The following is a 17,612-nucleotide window of genomic DNA, read 5'->3' as shown; positions in this document are numbered from 1 at the left end:
ACTGCCGACGCCCGAGCTGGTGCCCGCCTGCCGATGGCGGGGATCTATCGGTGCTGGATCAGACCCGCAGTCGGCGCGGTCAGAACGGCACGTCCTCTGCTGCGGTGACGAAACGGGCGACAACCTTTTTCGTGCCGGCCTTCTCGAATGCGACTTCCAGCTTGTCCCCCTCGATCGCGGTGATCGCGCCATAGCCGAATTTCTGGTGGAACACCCGTTCACCGGCAGTGAAGGCGGAGGTGGCGGTGAGGTCGATGACGCTGGACTTGCTTTCCTTGGGCTGGGACAGACCACGCTCTCCGGCGCGGGACTGCATGCGTTTCCAGCCCGGCGAGTTGTACCCATCGGCAGAAGCCATGCGATCCTCAATCGTGGAGCGCACGCCCCCGAAACCGCCCGGGGCCGCCGCACCGTAGCCGCCGCCGTAGAGACCGGGCGGGGTCAGCACCTCGACATGTTCTTCGGGCAGCTCATCAATGAAACGGGAGGGCAGCTGCGATTGCCACTGACCAAAGACACGGCGGTTGCCGGCAAAGGAGATCGTGCAGATGTCCTCGGCCCGCGTGATACCGACATAGGCCAGACGGCGTTCTTCCTCGAGGCCCTTCAGGCCACTTTCATCCATCGAGCGCTGCGAGGGAAAGAGACCATCCTCCCAGCCGGGTAGGAAGACGGCAGGAAATTCCAGCCCCTTGGCGGCGTGCAGCGTCATGATGGAGACCTTCTGCGCCGCATCCTGTTTGTCATTGTCCATGATCAGGCTGACATGTTCGAGGAAGCCCTGCAGGTTTTCAAACGCCTCCAGCGCCTTGACCAGTTCCTTGAGGTTTTCCAGACGGCCCGGCGAATCCGGGTTCTTGTCGGTCTGCCACATGGTGGTGTAGCCGCTCTCGTCGAGGATGGTTTCGGCCAGCTCCATATGGGTCATGTCGGCGTCGCCCGCCAGACGTCCCCAGCGGGAAAGATCGGTGACCAGCTGGCGCAGGGCATTGCCGCCCTTGCCCTTGATCTGGCCGCTCTCCACCGCAAGCCGCGCCCCCTCGACCAATGAGACGCCATTGCTGCGCGCCATGGTCTGGATGGTCTGCTGTGCCTTGTCGCCAAGACCACGTTTGGGGGTATTGACGATCCGCTCAAACGCCAGATCGTCCTCCGGGCTGACCACCAGCCGGAAATAGGCCATGGCATCGCGAATTTCGAGCCGCTCGTAGAAGCGCGGCCCGCCGATGACCCGGTACGGCAGACCAATGGTCAGAAAGCGGTCTTCAAAGGCGCGCATCTGATGCGAGGCCCGCACCAGAATCGCCATATTGTTGAGGTCGATGGGGGCAAGGCCACGGGTGCCGCGCTGCATCGCCTCGATCTCCTCGCCGATCCAGCGAGCCTCCTCCTCGCCGTCCCAATGGCCGATCAGACGCACCTTTTCGCCGCCGCGTGCCTCGGTCCAGAGTTCCTTGCCCAGACGTCCGCTGTTGCCCCGGATCACCCCGGAGGCGGCGCTGAGAATATGTTCGGTCGAGCGGTAGTTCTGTTCCAGCCGGACCACATTGGCGCCGGGAAAATCCTTTTCAAACCGCAGGATATTGCCCACCTCGGCCCCGCGCCAACCATAGATCGACTGATCGTCATCGCCAACGCAGCAGATGTTCTTATGCGCGCCCGCGAGAAGCCGCAGCCAGAGATACTGGGCCACGTTGGTATCCTGATATTCGTCCACCATGATAAAGCGGAACCAGCGCTGGTATTGTTCCAGCACATCCGGGTTGTCCTGAAAGATGGTGACCATGTGCAGCAGAAGATCGCCGAAATCGACCGCATTCAGATCCTTCAGCCGCACCTGATACTGCGCATAGAGGTCCACGCCACGGTGATTATAGGCGCTGGCATCCGCGACCGGCACCCGGGAAGGCGTCAGCGCGCGGTTTTTCCAATCGTCGATCACCCCCGCCAGCATCCGCGCAGGCCAGCGTTTGTCATCTATGCCTTCGGCCTTGATCAGCTGTTTCAGAAGCCGGATCTGATCGTCGGTGTCCAGAATGGTGAAATTGGATTTCAGCCCGACCAGTTCGGCGTGACGGCGCAGCAGTTTCACGCAGATCGAGTGGAAGGTGCCAAGCCAAGGCATCCCCTCAACCGCCTGCCCCAGCATTCCGGCGACGCGCTCCTTCATCTCGCGCGCGGCCTTGTTGGTGAAGGTCACGGCAAGGATCTCGTTTGGTTTGGCCGTGCCGGTGGTCAGCAGATGGACAATCCGCGCAGTCAGCGCCTTGGTCTTGCCGGTGCCGGCCCCTGCCAGCATCAGCACGGGACCTTCCAGACATTCGACGGCGGCGCGCTGTGCGGGGTTCAGCCCGTCAAGATAGGGCATCGGCCGCGCCGCCATGGCCCGCGCGGACAGCGAAATCCCCTCATAGGGGTCGATATCGTCAAAACTGCTCATGGGCAGGACATTAACGTGATTCAATCCCGGCGGAAAGAGGGCGTTCACAGTCTGTTCCGCAGACATCCGCAACAGGTCAACCGAGCAAATCCCGAAAATCTTCAGTAGTTTAAACCCCGAGACACCGGAATTTAGGTTAACGATTAACACAATTGAAAACTCAACCGACCAGCATGGACCAGCGGCCATAGCGCCGTGAGGGCACTCTCAATCGGACGGCAGACGGCACCATGAAACCTGATCTCAAAACCAGCGTCGCGGAGAAAATCCGCAGCATGTCACTCCTTTTCGTGCTGGTTGTGGCCGCGGCCGCCTCGGTCTGGGCCGTTTTTGCGGTGCCAACCCCCATCGTCGATCACATGCTGGAAGCCGATATCCGCAAACAGGCGGAACTCTGGCAGCGGCGGATCGTCCTGCATATGGCAAACCCGGAAGAGTCGTTCGAGGAGGGCATCATCCAGCCGCATGACGCCCATATGCTAGCGCTGTTCACCGAGGAAACCGATGTCTACCGCTATCGCCTGCTGACCAGCTCGGGCGAAATTTTCTGGTCCTCGCGCAGCGATGAAATCGGCGAGTTTGAGGCAAATGTCTTTTTCACCACCAAGGTCGCCAAAGGTGAGGTCTACTATATGCACGATGCCTTGCCCGCCTATGACGTCGACGGGCTGACCCTGGCAACCGGCAACTACAACAGCGAGGTCACGCGGGAGATCGCACAGGTATACATGCCCCTTATTCATAACGGGCATTTCGACGGTGCGATTGATTTCTATACCGATATCACCGAGCTGCGGAATATCTTCATCAACCGGGTGCGACTGTCGCTGATCGTGCTGACATCCATTGCGCTGCTGGCAATGACGATTGCTGTTTATGTCGTGTTCAAATCGAACCGATTCCGCATGAATCAGCTGCGCCAGCGCAACGAGACCGAGCGCGAGATCCTGGACGAACAGCTGCGGCTGGCCCGTGAAGTGCAGCTGCTGGGCGAGCTGAACGAATGGCTGCAATCCAGCCGTTCGCTCGACGAGCTGTTCGACATGGTGGCCCGTTTCATGACCCATATCCTGCCGACGGCTGAGGGCAGCGTCTATGTCTACTCCAACTCGCGCGATGTGCTCGACGGCTGTGCCAGCTGGAATGGCGGCAGTCACAAGGACCATATCCACCCGGAAGAATGCTGGGGTCTGCGTCGCGGCCGCAGCTATGAATTCGGCTCCTCCGAGATTGATTTTGTCTGCGAACATGCCGAGCCGCATGACGGCCGCGCCTATTACTGTTTCCCGATTCTGGCCCATGGCGAGACCGTCGGCCTGATGCATCTGCGCGCGCTGAGCGACGCCACCGAAGAGTTCCGCAGCAGCAAGAAACTGGCCCAGATGTGCGCCGAACAGATCTCCATGGCGATCGCCAATGTGCGGATGCGCGACCAGCTGCATGATCAGTCGGTGCGTGATCCGCTGACCGGTCTGTTCAACCGTCGCCACATGACGGAGACCCTGCGCAAGAGCATCTCCAGCAGCCAGAAGAGCGGCACACCGCTGAGCCTGATTGCGGTGGATGTGGATCACTTCAAGAAGTTCAATGACAATCACGGCCATGATGCCGGTGACATGGTCCTGCGGGCGGTCGGTTCGGTGCTGGAACAGGCCTGTGACGGCGATGAAGTGGCCTGCCGTCCGGGCGGAGAGGAATTCACGCTGATCCTTCCCGGGGTCAGCCAGCAGGATGTGATGACCAAGGCCGAGCTGCTGCGCCAGGCCGTGGAGGCGATTGTCGTCCGCTACGGCGAGAAGGCGCTGCCGGGGATTTCGATCTCGCTTGGCGTGGCCCATTACCCGCGCCACGGCACGATGCCACAGGACCTGCTGCGCGCCTCCGACGAGGCGCTCTACGATGCAAAAGCGAAAGGCCGCAACCAGGTCTGTGTCGCCTCCGCCGCAGAGCAGGCGCCACGCAACCCTGCCGCGCAGACAGGTCCCTCAAAGCCGTCGGATTCGGGCAGCTCGATCGCTGCGGAGTAGGCCGGAGACCCCTGCCCCCGCAGCAGGAACCGGGCCGATGGGCATTGACCAAAGCCCCGTCACAGCGACCAAACGATGCACCCGGCGCCAGCACCCCAGTCGCGGCGGCTGGATTGACGGCGTGACCGGGCAACTGGGCGCTTGGGCAGACCGCCCTCGACACGGGCTTCGCGCTCGCTGCGCGATCCTTCGGATCGATCATTGACCAGCCAGCAGGATGACACGCCCCGACGCCGACTGTTGGCCCATCGGGCGCGCGATTGCCCCCTTTTGCAATTGGCGGACACATCGCGCGCCCGATGGGTCTGGCTCTGGGTATGGCGCGGCACTACGACCCGGCGTGATCCCCGCAGGGCCGCGACAAGACACCGATCAGAAGGCTCGCAAGCAATAGAGGCCCGCACAATGCACCGGGGTGGTAACGGATGGCAGCGACCCGCGAGCGAGGCACCAGAACAGGCGCGCAGCGGGTGGCGGATACGGGCGACAACAGCGCCGGAGCTGGAACGGGTGCGGTCCAAATAGTTACAAAAATGTTTCAATGCTGCACTCCACACTAGACTTTTGCTGCAAGGCAGCGACAAATGCGCAGCATGGATCTGCACCAGCGTTACCCCGCTCTCAGTGACCTTCGCCAGCGCGCCCGGCGGCGCCTGCCCCGTTTCGTTTGGGAGTATCTGGACAGTGGCACCGGGCAGGAGGCGACCACCGCCCGCAACCGCAAAGCGCTGGATTGTATCGGCTTTGCCCCGTCGATTCTGCATGGGCCGCAACAGCCCTCGCTCAGCTCCGAGTTTCTGGGCGTGTCGCGCCCGCTGCCGTTTGGCATTGCGCCAGTTGGCATGTCGGGGCTGATCTGGCCCGACGCGGAACGCCAGCTGGCCCGCTGCGCCGCAGCGCAGGGCCTGCCCTACTGCCTGTCGACCGTTGCAAGCCAGTCCCCCGAAGATCTGGCCGATGACCTCGGGGCGGCGCCGTGGTTCCAGCTTTACCCGCCGAAGGATCCCGCCATCCGCCGCGATATGCTGCAGCGCGCCAAATCCGCAGGCTTTGCCGGTCTTGTGCTGACAGTTGATGTGCCCGTGGCCTCGCGCCGGGAACGGCAGACGCGCTCCGGGTTGACGCAGCCCCCCCGGCTGACGCCCCGGTTGCTGGCACAGGTGGCGATGCGACCGGCCTGGGCCCTGGGCATGGCGCGCCGGGGGATGCCGCATATGCGGACGCTGGATAAATATGTGACCGGCCAGAGCGGCAGCCTGTCGTCGACGGCCCATGTCGGCTATCTGCTGCGCACCTCGCCCGATTGGGACTATGTGAAATGGCTGCGCGACCATTGGGAGGGGCCGCTGATCATCAAGGGGGTGATGCGCGCCGAGGATGCCGCACCGCTGGAGGCGCTTGGCGTCGATGCGCTGTGGGTATCGAACCATGCCGGGCGCCAGTTCGATGCGGCCCGCGCCACCATCGAGGCCCTGCCGGATATCCGTGCGGCCACCACCCTGCCGCTGATTTTCGACAGCGGTATCGAAGGTGGTCTGGATATCCTGCGCGCCCTGGCGCTGGGGGCGGACTATGTCATGTTAGGCCGCGCGTTCCACTTTGCCCTGGCAGCGCTTGGCCCGCAGGGGCCGGACCATCTGATCGATCTTTTGCGCCTGGATCTGCTGGCAAACATGGGCCAGCTGGGGGCGGAGGACCTGACGATGCTGCCGCAACCGCTCCCACTTCAGCCGATTGCGCCGCCATTTGCGACATTTAAGACCGATACGGACCTAAAATCTCCGCCGTAATCGTATTTTTTGCCGGATTCTGGCCTCAGGTCAGCGCTATCACGCTGTCCATACCCAGAACTACGTCTATACCGGACCCTAATTTGCGCTTATCACTCCGCCAAACTGCACGACCCCGAGGAAGCCATGACTGACTTCAAGAAAATCCTGATCGCCAACCGCGGCGAAATCGCCATCCGCGTCATGCGGGCAGCCAATGAGATGGGCAAGAAGACGGTTGCCGTCTATGCCGAAGAGGACAAGCTGGGCCTGCACCGGTTCAAGGCGGATGAAGCCTATCGGATCGGCGAAGGTCTGGGACCGGTTGCCGCCTATCTGTCGATTGACGAGATCATCCGCGTGGCCAAGGAAAGTGGCGCCGATGCGATCCACCCCGGCTACGGCCTGCTGTCGGAGAACCCGGATTTCGTGGATGCCTGCGCCCGCAACGGCATCACCTTTATCGGTCCGAAGGCGGAAACCATGCGCGCGCTCGGCGACAAGGCCAGTGCCCGCCGCGTCGCAATCGAGGCCGGCGTGCCGGTGATCCCCGCCACCGAAGTGCTGGGCGATGACATGGATGCGATCCGCGCCGAAGCGGCTGAGGTCGGCTATCCCTTGATGCTGAAAGCCTCCTGGGGCGGCGGCGGTCGCGGTATGCGCCCGATCCACAGCGAATCCGAACTTGAGGAAAAGGTGCTGGAAGGCCGCCGCGAAGCGGAAGCGGCCTTTGGCAATGGCGAGGGCTATCTGGAAAAGATGATCACCCGCGCCCGCCACGTCGAGGTACAGATCCTGGGCGACAAACATGGGCAAATCTACCACCTTTATGAGCGGGACTGCTCGGTGCAGCGCCGCAACCAGAAAGTGGTCGAGCGTGCGCCCGCCCCCTATCTGACCGAGGAACAGCGCGCCGAAATCTGCGATCTGGGCCGCAAGATCTGCCAGCATGTGAACTATGAATGCGCAGGCACCGTCGAATTCCTGATGGATATGAACGACGGCAAATTCTACTTCATCGAGGTGAACCCGCGGGTGCAGGTGGAGCATACGGTGACCGAGGAAGTCACCGGCATCGACATCGTGCAGGCGCAGATCCTGATCGCCGAGGGCAAGACCATTGCCGAGGCCACCGGCAAGGCATCGCAGGACGAGATCCAGCTCAATGGTCATGCGCTACAGACCCGGGTGACCACCGAGGATCCGCTCAACAACTTCATCCCGGATTACGGTCGAATCACCGCCTACCGCTCGGCCACGGGCATGGGCATCCGTCTGGATGGCGGCACCGCCTATGCGGGCGGCGTGATCACCCGTTACTATGATTCGCTACTGACCAAGGTGACGGCCAAGGCCCCCACCCCGGAAAAGGCGATTGCACGCATGGACCGCGCGCTGCGTGAATTCCGGGTGCGCGGTGTCAGCACCAATATCGCCTTTGTCGAGAACCTGCTGAAACACCCGACCTTCCTGTCGAATGAATACACCACCAAATTCATCGACGAGACGCCGGAGCTGTTCCAATTCGCCAAGCGCCGCGACCGCGGCACCAAGGTGCTGACCTATATCGCTGATATCTCGGTGAACGGGCATCCCGAAACCGAAGGTCGCCCGGCGCCTCATCCCGATCTGAAAGAGCCGCGCGCGCCAAAGGCCGATGCCGCGACGCAGCCCTATGGCACCCGCAACCTGCTGGAGCAAAAGGGCGCGCAGGCGGTGGCCGACTGGATGAAGGCGCAGCGTCAGCTGCTGCTGACTGATACCACCATGCGCGACGGCCACCAGTCGCTGCTGGCCACCCGGATGCGCAGCCATGACATGATCAAGGTGGCCCCGGCCTATGCCCAGAACCTGAGCCAGCTGTTCTCGGTCGAGTGCTGGGGCGGTGCGACATTCGACGTGGCCTATCGCTTCCTTCAGGAATGCCCCTGGCAGCGCCTGCGCGACCTGCGCGAGCGGATGCCAAACCTGATGACCCAGATGCTGCTGCGCGCCTCCAATGGTGTCGGCTATACCAACTATCCCGACAATGTGGTGCAGAGCTTTGTGAAACAGGCGGCCACCGGCGTTGATGTGTTCCGCGTCTTTGACAGCCTGAACTGGGTCGAGAACATGCGCGTCGCCATGGATGCGGTCGTTGAAAGCGGCAAGATCTGCGAAGGCACCATCTGCTATACCGGCGATATCCTGGATCCGAACCGCGCCAAATACGACCTGAAGTATTATGTCGGCATGGCCAAGGAGCTGGAAGCGGCAGGCGCGCATATTCTGGGCCTGAAGGACATGGCGGGCCTGCTGAAGCCGGCCGCTGCCCGCCAGCTGGTCAAGGCGCTGAAAGAAGAGGTCGGCCTGCCGGTCCATTTCCACACCCATGACACCTCGGGTGTGGCTGGTGCCACCATCCTGGCGGCAGCGGATGCCGGCGTCGATGCGGTGGACGCCGCTATGGACGCCTTCAGTGGCGGCACCTCGCAGCCCTGCCTCGGCTCCATCGTCGAAGCGTTGCGCAACACCGACCGCGACACCGGGCTGGACATCGCCAAGATCCGCGAAATCTCGGACTATTGGGAACAGGTGCGGATGCAATATGCCGCCTTTGAATCCGGGTTGCAGGCGCCCGCCTCGGAGGTCTATCTGCACGAGATGCCCGGCGGCCAGTTCACCAACCTGAAGGCACAGGCGCGCAGCCTGGGGCTGGAGGATCGCTGGCATGAGGTCGCCCAGACCTATGCCGATGTGAACCAGATGTTCGGCGATATCGTGAAGGTGACGCCCTCGTCCAAAGTGGTTGGCGACATGGCACTGATGATGGTCAGCCAGGGTCTGAGCCGCGACGACGTCGAGGATCCGAAGAGTGATGTGGCCTTCCCGGACTCGGTTGTCGACATGATGCGCGGCAACCTCGGCCAGCCTCCGGGTGGCTTCCCTGAGGGGATCGTCTCCAAGGTGCTGAAAGGCGACGCGCCCAATCTGGATCGCCCCGGCGCCCATCTGGACCCGGTCGATCTGGAAGCGACCCGTGCGGAGCTCTCGCGGGAGCTGGAAGGCAAGGCCGTCGATGACGAGGATCTGAACGGCTACCTGATGTATCCCAAGGTGTTCCTCGACTACATGGGCCGCCATCGCCAATATGGTCCGGTCCGCAGCCTGCCCACCCGCACCTTCTTTTACGGGATGGAACCGGGCGAGGAGATCACCGCAGAAATCGACCCCGGCAAGACGCTGGAAATCCGCCTGCAGGCCATCGGCGATACCGATGACAAGGGCGAGGTGAAAGTCTTCTTTGAACTGAACGGCCAGCCCCGCGTCATCCGCGTGCCGAACCGTCTGGTCAAGGCGACGACGCAGGCCCGGCCAAAGGCCGAGCAGGGCAATGCCAACCATGTCGGAGCGCCGATGCCCGGCGTCGTGGCCACCGTTGCCGTGCAGGTTGGCCAGCCGGTGCATGAGGGCGACCTGCTGCTGACCATCGAGGCGATGAAGATGGAAACCGGCATTCATGCCGAGCGCGATGCGGTGGTGAAGGCCCTGCATGTGCAGGCAGGCGGGCAGATCGACGCCAAGGATCTGCTGATCGAGCTGGAGTGATCACAGCCCGCGCCTGTCACCGATGACAGGCACTGCGACTATCATATGAAGGCGTCCCCGCATTCCGGGGGCGCCTTTTCCTGTCAGGTGGCGCGGTCTGCCAGATGCGCGGTGGTCAGATCAGCGCCTGTGTCTCGATCTGTGGTGGCATCATCACCGGGGCCTCGGCGGTATGAAGACCCGCAGCCTGCCCATCCGTGGTGAGTTTGGCGCCGATCGCCAGACCAATGGCGACGGTCAGGCCAAGGATGCGCAATGTGTCCAGCCTGTCGTCCAAGGATTTACCCATCCGGTCGCGCAGCGGTTTGCTAAGCAGTGTCATCTCGGGGCTCCCTTTCGGTTTCGCAGATATCTCCGCGGGTTGGCCCGGCTCGTTGGCTCGCAAACCTCAGGTCGTCTTGGCCAGGCTCATGTCATCATCATAAGGGTAAAACGCCGCACGTGGCGGCTTCCGTCGCTCAAAACACCGTGACGGTCATTTTTTGCCGACGGCTTTGCGTTTTTCCCTTGCAGCCCTGCCTGTGAATGACTAAATCCGCTTCACCGAATGGCAGCGCGGGCGTAGCTCAGGGGTAGAGCATAACCTTGCCAAGGTTAGGGTCGGGCGTTCGAATCGCCTCGCCCGCTCCATTTGGACACATGAAAAGGCCACCGCTTGCAGACGCAACGGTGGCCTTTCGCGTTTGTGAAATACGACATAGCCTCTGGCTTGCGCGGAATCACTTCAGCGCCTAAGAACAGAGCGCGAACAGCTGCAACGGCAGCATGAGAACAGGTGATACGGCAGCATGCTCACATCGGTAGAACTCTGCGCTGGTGCAGGCGGCCAGGCACTGGGGCTTGAGAAAGCCGGCTTTGACCACACCGCGCTGGTCGAAATCGACAAACATTGCTGCGCCACCCTGCGCCACAACCGGCCCCAGTGGAATGTGCTGGAAGAGGATGTGCGCGCCTTCAAGGCGGATGCCGACGCCTATCGCGGCATTGACCTGCTGGCCGGCGGGCTGCCCTGCCCACCATTTTCGGTCGCCGGCAAACAGCTCGGCGAGAAGGACGAGCGCAACCTCTTTGACGATGCCATCGAAATCGTCGCCGCCACCCGCCCCCGCGCGGTGATGATCGAGAATGTGCGCGGCTTTCTGGATGCAGTATTCCATGACTACCGCGAGAAGCTGAAGAAACAGCTGGCCAAACTGGGCTATGAGACCGACTGGCGCCTGCTGAATGCTTCCGACTTCGGCGTGCCGCAGCTGCGCCCGCGGGTGGCCATCGTCGCCCTGCGCAAGGAATTCTCCGGCCAGTTCAACTGGCCCGAGCCGCTGCCGCATAATCCCCGCACCGTGGGCGAGACCCTGCTTGACCTGATGAAGGAACGCGGCTGGCGCGGGGCCGAGGAGTGGGCCGCCAGGGCCGATGAGATTGCGCCAACGATTGTGGGCGGCTCCAAGAAACATGGCGGGCCGGACCTCGGCCCCACCCGGGCGCGGCGCGCCTGGGCCGCCTTGGGCGTCGAGGGGCGCACCATCGCCTATGAGGCGCCGGATCCCTTTCACAACGACATGCCGCGCCTCACCGTGCGGATGGTGGCGCGCATTCAGGGCTTCCCCGACAGCTGGCATTTCACCGGGGCCAAGACCAACGCCTATCGCCAGGTCGGCAATGCCTTTCCGCCGCCGGTGGCCGAAGCCGTGGCCCGGCAGATCCGTCAGGCCATCGCACGCCCCAGCCTGAAGGTGGTGACCAGCCCTGCCACCGGGCGTTGATCGGGCCGTTGTGATGGCGCTGCGCGATGTAGGGCCACATCCTGCCCTGTCACCTTTCCCAAAATACTCAAGCCACGGCTGCAACCGGGAACAGGCTCTGCGATGAAACAGAAACTGCCGCCCAGCCGGATCCATCCCGGCCATGCCGATCACCTGCTGCTCAGCGCGCTGGCACAGGATATCACCAGCCGCGCAGGCGGCCCGATGGAGCTGGCGGCCGGCTTTCCGCTGATGCTGCGCACGTGCATCGACGATGTGATCCTGACCGCCAAGACCGGGCGGCGCGCCTATGAGGATCTGGAAAAAACCGAGAAGACCTATATCGGCACCCGCGTCGAGATTGAGCTGCGGGCGCTGCTGCGCCTGCCAAAGGGGCGGCTGGATACCGTGATCCTCGGCCATGATGTGGATATCAAACACACCATGGGCAGCAATTGGATGATCCCGACCGAAGCCGTCGACCAGCCCTGTATCCTGGTGGCGGCGGATGAGCCGCGGGCGCGCTGTTACCTCGGGCTGATCGTCGCGCGGCAGGCCTATCTGACCGCCGGTCAGAACAAGGACGCCAAACGCTCGATCTCGGCCGAGGGGTTTGGCAATATTCTCTGGCTGCTCTGTGATCAGCCCTATCCGGCCAATTTCTGGCGCCTGCTGCCGGAGCGGGTGGTGGCGCGTATCTTTGCCGGGGAGAGTGGCAATGCCCGGATGGCGACGCTGTTCCGGGAGGTGCAGCGTCAGCCGATTCCCCGTGACGTCGTCGAGGCGGTGGCCGCGCAGAAGGATTTCATGCGGCGGATCCGCTCGGATGGCGGCCATGGCACGCGGGACCTGCTGGGGCGGGAGGGCATCGTTATCCTCGAGGGGCGCAAGGATGCGCAGCTGATCCGCGCACTTGACCTGCCCCATTGCGGCGGCTCGGAGTTCATATCGGCGCAGCTCTCCAACCTGATGCAGGCGCGGCTGGCGGCCAGCGCTGGTCACACGATCCGCGAAGATTTTTTCGATCCGAGGTGAAAACCCGCTGTTTTTCGGTTGCAGCCCTGCGCGCAATTGCCTATTCACCGCCTCACCGGATGGCAGCGCGGGCGTAGCTCAGGGGTAGAGCATAACCTTGCCAAGGTTAGGGTCGGGCGTTCGAATCGCCTCGCCCGCTCCATCAGGATCACAAAGGCCGCTCTTTTGAGCGGCTTTTTGTTTTTCTACCAAAAACACAGGGTTAGCCGGCCATCTGCGGTGTCTTTACGGCGATGACGATTGCGGCGATCTGGATCTGCGCGCAGGGCTGACGTGCGGGTGGGCGTCCGATTAATTTCTTCACGCAGCTGTCATTTTTCCTCTTGCAAGTGCTGCGGCAATTTCCTAAACACCGCCTCACCAAATGGCAGCGCGGGCGTAGCTCAGGGGTAGAGCATAACCTTGCCAAGGTTAGGGTCGGGCGTTCGAATCGCCTCGCCCGCTCCATTTGGACTGCAAAGGCCGCTCTTTCCGAGCGGCCTTTTGCGTTTCCGCACCCGGATCAGCGCCACGATGCGCTTGCGCGAACATTTGATCAAATTCCTTTGACGCGACTCTCAAAACCCGCCAATGCTGTGCCAAAGGGGCCAGAGCCCCATCGCCTATGCGCCGCAGGTCTGGCGCTTCAGCTCAGGAGGACAACAGCCCATGGCCCCGGTCATCTATCCCACCACCAATTTCACCGCCACCGAACAGCTCTGCCTTGAGCGCGGCGAGGGCATCTATGTGTTCGACAGCGAGGGCAACAAATATATCGAAGGGCTGGCCGGGCTCTGGTGTACATCGCTGGGCTACAGCAATACCGAAGTGATGGATGCGATCACCGAGCAGCTGCATAAGCTGCCATTTTCGCACACCTTTGGCGGCAAGACCCATCAGCCGATCCAGGATCTGGCGAAGAAGCTGGCCGCGATGGTGCCGGTGGAGAACGCCTATATCTTCTTTGGCAACTCAGGCTCCGACGCCAATGACACCCATTACAAGATGCTGCGCTATTACTTCAACGCAATCGGCAAGCCGGAGAAGCGCAAGATCATCACCCGCGAGCGCGGCTATCACGGGGTCACGGTTGCAGCCGGTTCGCTGACCTCCCTGCCCGCGAATCTTGCGCATTTTGATGCCCCACTGGAGGCGCTGTCGATCCTGCGCGCCGACTCGCCGCATTATTACACCGCCCGCAAGGGCAATGAGACCGAGGCGCAATTTGTCGAGCGCATCCTTCAGAACCTCGAAGACCAGATCCTGGCGGAAGATCCCGACACGATTGCGGCGATGATCGTGGAGCCGATCACCGGCGCCTCTGGCGTGATCGTGCCGCCGGAGGGCTACTATGAGGGGCTACAGGCGCTGCTGCGCAAATATGGCATTCTGGTCTGGGCCGATGAGGTGATCTGTGGCTTTGGGCGCACCGGCGCCGATTTCGGCTGCACCACCATGGGCATCAAGCCGGATCTGATGACCTTTGCCAAGCAATTGTCCTCGGCCTATTTCCCGATCTCGGCCTCGGTCATTCCGGGCTGGATGTATGAGGCGATGGTGGATCAGACCAATCAGGTCGGCGTGTTTGGGCATGGCTATACCTACTCCGGGCACCCGGTCGCCTGTGCCGCCGCGCTGAAGACGCTCGAAATCTACGAGCGCGACAATCTGTTCGACCACGCCGCCGAGGTTGGCAGCTACATGCAGGCGCAGCTGCGCGAGATCTTCACCGATCATCCGCTGGTGGGCGAAGTGCGCGGCAAGGGGCTGATTGCGGCGCTGGAACTGGTGTCGAACAAGACCACCGGCGCAAGCTTTGACAGGGGTCTTGCCGGGGCCACCGCGCAAAGGCTGTGTCAGGACAATGGCCTGATCCTGCGGGCCGTGGCCGGGAATGCGGTCGCGCTCTGCCCGCCGCTGATCATCACGAAGGATGAGGTGGACGACATGCTGGCACGCCTGAAAACCGCGATCGACGCCAGTTTCGAAGAGCTGAAGGCAGCCGGTCACCTGGCGCATTGAGGCCGCAGACGCCCCAGTGTGCAACGACGGACCGACTGGAGCAGCGCCCCGGCTGAGGCGCTGCTTTTTTATCGCCCCCAAGACCTCCGCCTAGCCAGACAACAGGCTGATCGCGACACCCGCGAGATCTGTGCGATATCCGGTAATGTCACAATCTTGCGGTTTTTCCCCGTGAAAGGATCGCAAATTACTGCGAGGTTTGTCTTATCCCAAGGGTGTTCCAAACCTTGCATTTCAGCACCAGCGCATTTCGCGATCCCGCATGGCCCTGTGGTCGGATGGTTTCGGGGGGAACCTGATGGTCCGGGACCTGTGGGATACGGAGACCAATGGGTCCGGGGACCACTGTATCCGGTAGGTCGGGGGAACCGGGGCATGGGACGTGAGGCGGCACGGACCGCGTCACTCCCTGCCGCCGGACAGTCTGGCTGAAACTCTGCGTGAAGTTCTGCCTGACAGGCTGCGGGCCGCAGAGCTTCCTGTCTGAGCCTCTGAGCCGGATCCCAGGTCAGAACACCTTGAAGGTCATCGTTGTCAGCGAGCGTTCGATTCCCTCGATATCGAGCAGCTGATCGTTGATGTATTTGCCAACATCCTGGTCGCTGGGAATGTAGAGTTTCATCAGGAGATCATAATCGCCACTGGTGGAATAAAGCTCGGAGTGGATTTCACGCAGGGCAATCTCTTCGGCCACTTTGTAGGTGGTGCCGGGTTTGCAGCGGATCTGGATAAAGACGCAGGTGGACATGATGGCCCTCAACTGTTTGGGAATGCGTGGTTTGCGCGCCAAGCTGGCATGCGGGCGCAGCAGAGGCAATCCCCGGCGACGGGCATTGGGGGCTGGCCGCAGACAATTGGCGCAACAGTTTTGCGCCAATTGACGCGGCAGGCTTGAGCGCGGCCCCGCCCTGCCCCTATAAGCAGCGGCAGGATATCAAGGACATGCCGACCATGCGTACCGCTCAGATCACCCGCAAGACCGCCGAAACCGAGATCAGTGTCGAGATCAACCTCGATGGCACTGGTGCCTATGACAATCAGACCGGCGTCGGTTTCTTTGATCACATGCTGGACCAGCTGTCGCGCCACTCGCTGATCGACATGACCATCCGCGCCAAGGGTGACTATCACATCGACGACCACCACACGGTGGAGGACACCGGCATTGCACTGGGTCAGGCGCTGGTTGCCGCACTTGGCGACAAGAAAGGCATCACCCGTTATGGCGAATGCCACCTGCCGATGGATGACGCCCAGGTGCGCTGTGCGCTGGATCTGTCGGCACGCCCCTTCCTGATCTGGAACGTTGAGCTGCCAACCCAGAAGATCGGCAGCTTTGATACCGAGCTGGTGCGCGAGTTCTTTCAAGCCTTGAGCACCCATGGCGGCATCACCCTGCACATCGACCAGCTGCACGGATTCAACAGCCACCATATTGCCGAGGCCGCGTTCAAGGCGGTGGCGCGCGCGCTGCGCACCGCCGTTGAGACCGACCCGCGCAAGGCGGATGCGATCCCGTCCACCAAAGGCGCTCTGTAAATGCTGACCGCGATCATCGACTATGAATCGGGCAATCTCCACTCCGCCGAAAAAGCCTTTCAGCGCATGGCGCGGGAGGTGAATGGCGGCGAGGTGATCGTGACCTCTGACGCGGATGTGGTGGCGCGGGCCGATCGGCTGGTGCTGCCCGGCGACGGCGCCTTTCCGGCCTGCGCAGAAGAACTGCGCGGCCATCGCGGCATCTATGAGGCGATGGTGGAGGCGGTCGAGCAGAACGGCCGACCCTTCCTCGGCATCTGCGTCGGTATGCAGCTGATGGCCACCACCGGTCATGAGTATCGCGAGACGCCCGGCCTTGGCTGGGTTGAGGGCGATGTGGTCAAGATCACCCCAAGCGACCACAGTCTGAAAGTGCCGCATATGGGCTGGAACAATCTGGTGATTGACCATGACCACGCGATTTTTGATGGTATTTCCTCAGGCGATCACTGCTATTTCGTGCATTCCTATCATTTCCGCGTCACCGATCCGGCGGAACGGCTGGCGCATGTGGACTATGGCGGCGATGTCACGGCCGTCATCGGGCGCGACACCATGGTGGGGATGCAGTTTCACCCGGAGAAAAGCCAGGATATCGGCCTGCGGATGATCGGGAACTTTCTGACCTGGCGACCGTGACACAGCGGTTGGCCCGCAGCATATGAAAAGCCGCCTGCTGCACAGGCGGCTTTTGTTTTTGAGTATTTATGGAAAGATGACAGGCGGGGCGCGATCAGGCCGCTGCCCTGCGCAGCGAGAGCGGCGCCGCGCCATAGGCCTTGCGAAAGGCACGGCTGAAGCCTTCGGGGCTGGCATAGGCATAGCGGCGGGCCACGGCCTCCACCCGGTCGCCGCGCGTGAGATCCTGATGCGCCAGAATCAACCGCCAGCGGCGCAGGTACCCCATCGGGGTTTCGCCGACAGCGGCCCCGAACAGCTCGGCAAAGCGGGACAGCGACAGGCCGGCGACCTCGGCCAGATCGGCATTGCTCCAAAGGCGGCCGGGGTGATCGTGCATCGCCACAATCGCCCGGCTGAGACGCGGGTCGGACAGCCCTGCCAGCAGCCCCGGCTCCGTAGCACCTTCGCGGATCTGATGCCGCAGCAGCCGCACCATCAGCACCTCCCCCAGCCGGTTGATCACCGATTGCGCCCCGCAGCGCTGCGCATCAGCCTCGTCCCGCATCAACCGCAGCAGATCCCGGGCCTCCGGCTTGTCGGCGATGTCATAATCCACCAGCCCGGGCAGTGCGGCGATGAGCGGATTGCGGCGCCCTGACCAATCCACCCGTGCCGCCCACATCACCCTGTCGGGCGGTTGCGCCGGGGCATCATCACAACTGCTGTAGAGCAGCCGCACCGGCTCCCCCGACGCATCCGCCAGAGCGATAAGATTGGCCTCTCCCGGTGCGGCAGCGCGAACGGAGAGCTGGAAACGCTCCATCAATGTGGTCAGGCGGTCCATGGTATC

12 protein-coding genes and 3 tRNA genes are annotated in these 17,612 nt (G+C 62.4%); 11 read left to right on the top strand and 4 right to left on the bottom strand.

Annotated elements, in window-relative coordinates; all coding sequences use genetic code 11:
* Positions 1-79: 79 nt before the first annotated feature.
* Complete coding sequence (locus VWY34_RS08970) at positions 80-2,440, bottom strand: ATP-dependent helicase (protein WP_340545030.1); 2,361 nt, start codon at positions 2,438-2,440, stop codon at positions 80-82.
* 230 nt (positions 2,441-2,670) lie between these two features.
* Between VWY34_RS08970 and VWY34_RS08965 the strand changes: the two genes are divergently transcribed.
* The 3 genes from VWY34_RS08965 to VWY34_RS08955 all read left to right on the top strand — a co-directional run bounded on the left by VWY34_RS08965 (position 2,671) and on the right by VWY34_RS08955 (position 9,824).
* Positions 2,671-4,467, top strand: coding sequence for a diguanylate cyclase (locus VWY34_RS08965; protein WP_416536749.1), 1,797 nt, complete (start codon positions 2,671-2,673; stop codon positions 4,465-4,467).
* Between the two features lie 584 nt (positions 4,468-5,051).
* Positions 5,052-6,257 (top strand): alpha-hydroxy acid oxidase, encoded by a 1,206-nt coding sequence (locus VWY34_RS08960; RefSeq protein ID WP_416545348.1) that lies wholly within the window; start codon positions 5,052-5,054, stop codon positions 6,255-6,257.
* Between the two features lie 126 nt (positions 6,258-6,383).
* Positions 6,384-9,824: a pyruvate carboxylase gene (locus VWY34_RS08955; RefSeq protein WP_416545346.1), complete on the top strand. Its 3,441-nt coding sequence runs from the start codon at positions 6,384-6,386 to the stop codon at positions 9,822-9,824.
* Between the two features lie 115 nt (positions 9,825-9,939).
* Here the strand turns inward: VWY34_RS08955 and VWY34_RS08950 are convergent, their stop codons facing one another.
* Positions 9,940-10,146, bottom strand: a complete 207-nt coding sequence (locus VWY34_RS08950; protein ID WP_416539190.1) for a hypothetical protein — start codon at positions 10,144-10,146, stop codon at positions 9,940-9,942.
* Between the two features lie 233 nt (positions 10,147-10,379).
* On the opposite strand from VWY34_RS08950, the gene VWY34_RS08945 reads away from it, so the two are divergent.
* The 6 genes from VWY34_RS08945 to VWY34_RS08920 all read left to right on the top strand — a co-directional run bounded on the left by VWY34_RS08945 (position 10,380) and on the right by VWY34_RS08920 (position 14,602).
* Positions 10,380-10,454: transfer RNA gene (locus VWY34_RS08945), tRNA-Gly, on the top strand.
* A 158-nt stretch (positions 10,455-10,612) separates the two neighbouring features.
* The gene (locus tag VWY34_RS08940; protein ID WP_340545025.1) at positions 10,613-11,587 is read left to right on the top strand and encodes a DNA cytosine methyltransferase; all 975 of its coding nucleotides are present in this window, start codon (positions 10,613-10,615) and stop codon (positions 11,585-11,587) included.
* 102 nt (positions 11,588-11,689) lie between these two features.
* Complete coding sequence (locus VWY34_RS08935; protein ID WP_416545344.1) at positions 11,690-12,601, top strand: NaeI family type II restriction endonuclease; 912 nt, start codon at positions 11,690-11,692, stop codon at positions 12,599-12,601.
* A 67-nt stretch (positions 12,602-12,668) separates the two neighbouring features.
* Positions 12,669-12,743 (top strand) — tRNA-Gly (locus VWY34_RS08930).
* 230 nt (positions 12,744-12,973) lie between these two features.
* Positions 12,974-13,048, top strand: a tRNA-Gly gene (locus tag VWY34_RS08925).
* Between the two features lie 201 nt (positions 13,049-13,249).
* Complete coding sequence (locus VWY34_RS08920) at positions 13,250-14,602, top strand: aminotransferase (RefSeq protein WP_416545342.1); 1,353 nt, start codon at positions 13,250-13,252, stop codon at positions 14,600-14,602.
* 508 nt (positions 14,603-15,110) lie between these two features.
* Here the strand turns inward: VWY34_RS08920 and VWY34_RS08915 are convergent.
* Positions 15,111-15,350 carry an Lrp/AsnC family transcriptional regulator gene (locus VWY34_RS08915; RefSeq protein ID WP_340545022.1) on the bottom strand — a complete coding sequence of 80 codons (240 nt, stop codon included), beginning with the start codon at positions 15,348-15,350 and terminating at the stop codon, positions 15,111-15,113.
* Positions 15,351-15,553: 203 nt separating this feature from the next.
* On the opposite strand from VWY34_RS08915, the gene hisB reads away from it, so the two are divergent.
* Together hisB and hisH are read left to right on the top strand one after the other, a co-directional pair.
* Positions 15,554-16,141, top strand: coding sequence for an imidazoleglycerol-phosphate dehydratase HisB (gene hisB / locus VWY34_RS08910; RefSeq protein ID WP_416545431.1), 588 nt, complete (start codon positions 15,554-15,556; stop codon positions 16,139-16,141).
* Positions 16,142-16,780: an imidazole glycerol phosphate synthase subunit HisH gene (gene hisH, locus VWY34_RS08905; RefSeq protein WP_340545020.1), complete on the top strand. Its 639-nt coding sequence runs from the start codon at positions 16,142-16,144 to the stop codon at positions 16,778-16,780.
* 94 nt (positions 16,781-16,874) lie between these two features.
* Here the strand turns inward: hisH and VWY34_RS08900 are convergent, their stop codons facing one another.
* Complete coding sequence (locus VWY34_RS08900; RefSeq protein ID WP_416536741.1) at positions 16,875-17,606, bottom strand: AraC family transcriptional regulator; 732 nt, start codon at positions 17,604-17,606, stop codon at positions 16,875-16,877.
* Positions 17,607-17,612: the final 6 nt, after the last annotated feature.

Source organism: Phaeobacter sp. JH20_02 (assembly GCF_048056915.1).
Classification (GTDB): Bacteria; Pseudomonadota; Alphaproteobacteria; order Rhodobacterales; family Rhodobacteraceae; genus Phaeobacter; species Phaeobacter bryozoorum.
Note: the sequence above shows the minus strand (reverse complement) of the source record. Positions and strands in the feature narration are given on the sequence as shown.

Excerpts from the sequence above, each read along its gene's own strand:
- VWY34_RS08970 (WP_340545030.1), bottom strand. The coding sequence starts at position 2,440 with ATGAGCAGTTTTGACGATATCGACCCCTATGAGGGGATTTCGCTGTCC.
- VWY34_RS08965 (WP_416536749.1), top strand. The coding sequence starts at position 2,671 with ATGAAACCTGATCTCAAAACCAGCGTCGCGGAGAAAATCCGCAGCATG.
- VWY34_RS08960 (WP_416545348.1), top strand. The coding sequence starts at position 5,052 with ATGCGCAGCATGGATCTGCACCAGCGTTACCCCGCTCTCAGTGACCTT.
- VWY34_RS08955 (WP_416545346.1), top strand. The coding sequence starts at position 6,384 with ATGACTGACTTCAAGAAAATCCTGATCGCCAACCGCGGCGAAATCGCC.
- VWY34_RS08950 (WP_416539190.1), bottom strand. The coding sequence starts at position 10,146 with ATGACACTGCTTAGCAAACCGCTGCGCGACCGGATGGGTAAATCCTTG.
- VWY34_RS08940 (WP_340545025.1), top strand. The coding sequence starts at position 10,613 with ATGCTCACATCGGTAGAACTCTGCGCTGGTGCAGGCGGCCAGGCACTG.
- VWY34_RS08935 (WP_416545344.1), top strand. The coding sequence starts at position 11,690 with ATGAAACAGAAACTGCCGCCCAGCCGGATCCATCCCGGCCATGCCGAT.
- VWY34_RS08920 (WP_416545342.1), top strand. The coding sequence starts at position 13,250 with ATGGCCCCGGTCATCTATCCCACCACCAATTTCACCGCCACCGAACAG.
- VWY34_RS08915 (WP_340545022.1), bottom strand. The coding sequence starts at position 15,350 with ATGTCCACCTGCGTCTTTATCCAGATCCGCTGCAAACCCGGCACCACC.
- hisB (WP_416545431.1), top strand. The coding sequence starts at position 15,554 with ATGCGTACCGCTCAGATCACCCGCAAGACCGCCGAAACCGAGATCAGT.
- hisH (WP_340545020.1), top strand. The coding sequence starts at position 16,142 with ATGCTGACCGCGATCATCGACTATGAATCGGGCAATCTCCACTCCGCC.
- VWY34_RS08900 (WP_416536741.1), bottom strand. The coding sequence starts at position 17,606 with ATGGACCGCCTGACCACATTGATGGAGCGTTTCCAGCTCTCCGTTCGC.